2 protein-coding genes are annotated in these 1,920 nt (G+C 63.3%); both read right to left on the bottom strand.

Annotated elements, in window-relative coordinates:
- Nucleotides 1-104 precede the first annotated feature (104 nt).
- Nucleotides 105-919, bottom strand: a protein-coding gene (locus ACZ60E_RS45700; RefSeq protein WP_469448220.1) for an IS5 family transposase whose coding sequence is annotated in 2 segments (ribosomal slippage) — nt 105-577 and nt 577-919 — 816 coding nt in all. Because the reading frame shifts where the segments join, the coding sequence is not laid out codon by codon here.
- A gap of 51 nt (nt 920-970) precedes the next feature.
- Nucleotides 971-1,788 (bottom strand): IS5 family transposase gene (locus ACZ60E_RS45695; RefSeq protein WP_469448219.1). Its coding sequence is split into 2 segments (ribosomal slippage): nt 971-1,446 and nt 1,446-1,788, totalling 819 coding nucleotides; the frame shifts between segments, so codons are not numbered across the junction.
- Nucleotides 1,789-1,920 lie beyond the last annotated feature (132 nt).

The raw sequence follows: 1,920 nt of genomic DNA, 5'->3' as shown, positions 1-1,920 counted from the left end.
AGATACGGGCCGACCTCCACCTCGGCCTGCTCCAACTCGCCTGCAGCATCATCTGCTTGCGCCGCCTCCGAACATCATTCTGAAACGATCAGTAAGAGCGTGTCCTACATGGCCAGTTTGAGGAACCGCTTGTAGCAGCAGAGAGCGCTTGCCAGTCCAAGAAAGGCCAGGTAGTTGCCTGGTTGCCGCTCATAACGGTGGTTGAGCCGGCGGTAGCCGGTCAGCCAGGACATGGTGCGTTCGATGACCCGCCTATGACGGCCGAGCCGCTCGCTGGAGTCGATGCCCTTGCGAGCGATACGGACGCCGATTCGCTTACCCCACAACCATCGCCGCAGGTGAGGGACGTCGTACGCCTTGTCTGCATGGAGGCGTACGGGTTTTGAGTCGGCCGCGTGGAGTTCGTGTCCCATGTGGAAATGGGACAGCATCGGCTTCAGGGCGAGGCTGTCGTGGGTGTTCGCCGCCGAGAGTCCGACGCGTAGGGGCAGTCCGTTCGCGTCGGACAGGACGTGCATCTTGGAACCTGGCTTACCTCGGTCCACGGGGCTCGGACCTGTGTGTTCGCCCCCTTTTTAGCCCTCACATGCGCGGAGTCGAGGACCACACGGGACAGGTCGACCAGGTCCTGCTCGTCCAGGAGCTGGAGAACCTTCTGATGCAGTCGGCCCCAGACCCCGGCGCGAGACCAGATGGCGAAGCGGCGGTGCACAGTCGACTTCGACGCTCCGAAGCACGGCGGCAACGCACGCCATGCGCAGCCACTGACGAGAACGTAGATGATTCCGGCAAACACCGCCTCATCATCGATGTTCGCGACCCCACCGCCCTGCGGACGCACCCGTGCCGGCGGCAGCAACGGCCTTGCCAGCTCCCACAAACCGTCCGGAACGATCCATCCCCACCGTCCACTCCCCATACCCAGCACAACCGTCAACTGGCCATGTAGGACACGCTCTAAGACCGTGTCCTATGTGGTGAGGCGGACGAGTCGTTTGTAGCAGCACAGTGCGGCGGCGAGGCCGAGAAAGCCCAGGTAGTTGCGGGGGTTGCGCTCGTAGCGTGGGCTGAGTCTGCGGTAGCCGGACAGCCAGCTCATGGTTCGCTCGATGACCCAGCGGCGGCGTCCCAATCGTTCGCTGGACTCGACGCCTTTGCGGGCAATGCGTACGCCGATGCGCTTTCCCCATAGCCATTTCCGCAGGTGGGGAACGTCGTATGCCTTGTCTGCATGTAGGCGCTGTGGTTTGAAGTACCGGCCACGGTAGGGGTCGTGTTGCGTTTGGTGGCCCTCGACCATGGGCTTCAGACCTTCGCTGTCGTGGACGTTGCCGGCCGAGACCCCGACGACGAGGGGCAGTCCGTTCGCGTCCGACAGGATGTGCATCTTGGAGCCCGGTTTTGCCCGGTCCACGGGGCTCGGACCTGTGTGTTCGCCCCCTTTTTAGCGCGGACGTGGGCGGTGTCCAGGACGACGAGGGTGACGTCGACGAGGCCGGCGTCGTCCAGGCGGTGCAGCACGGTCTGATGCAGCCGACCCCAGACACCGGCTCTGGACCAGATCAGGAACCGGCGGTGAGCGGTCGACTTCGATATGCCGAAGCACGGCGGCAGCGCTCTCCACGAACACCCGCTGACCAGCACGTAGATGATCGCCGCGAACAGCGTCTCATCAGGTGTGTCCTGCGTCCCACCGCCTTGCGGCCGCACTCTGGACGGAGGGATCAACGGCTCCGCGATCTCCCACAGCCCGTCCGGAACAATCCAACTCCACGTACCCCGCCCCATAGATGACTCAACGAATGACCACCACATAGGACACGGTCTTAGGGCTCGTAAAGAATCAACACGTTGCTTCACGGTCTCTGCGTCGTTGGTGTGGTATGCGCATACCGAGCGAGGTCCGCAATCAACTCGCCC

This window comes from Streptomyces sp. NPDC102514 (genome assembly GCF_055584525.1).
The sequence above is the reverse complement of the archived record's forward strand: the minus strand, read 5'-3'. Positions and strand labels throughout refer to the sequence as shown.